Origin of the sequence: Pseudomonas sp. SIMBA_068 (assembly GCF_046534705.1) — a bacterium.
GTDB classification, from domain to species: Bacteria; Pseudomonadota; Gammaproteobacteria; order Pseudomonadales; family Pseudomonadaceae; genus Aquipseudomonas; species Aquipseudomonas putida.
Genome location: NZ_JAWRYI010001342.1, coordinates 1 through 245, shown reverse-complemented (window position 1 = coordinate 245; position 245 = coordinate 1). Strand labels below are relative to the sequence as shown.

At 64.9% G+C, this 245-nt stretch carries 1 pseudogene; it reads right to left on the bottom strand.

From position 1 onward, the window contains the following. A pseudogene (locus SB756_RS33965) lies at window positions 1-245 on the bottom strand (nucleoside triphosphate pyrophosphohydrolase); the annotation flags it as partial.

The window sequence follows — 245 nt, the reverse complement described above, 5'->3', positions numbered from 1 at the left end:
ATGGCCTGCAGGACTTCATCCAGCTCCTCGCGGACCTTGTCCAGCACCGGCAATGCGTCAGGCCAGTCGAAACCGACCGTGGCCGCACGCTTCTGCAGTTTGGCTGCCCGCGACAGCGCCGGCAATGCCGCAGGCACATCATCGAGCAGCGACAGCTGTTCAGGCTCGCTCTTTTCGGCGCGCTCTTCGGCCTTGATCTGTTCCCAGCGCAACTTGACCTCGGCCTCGCTCAGGCTGGGCGTGCC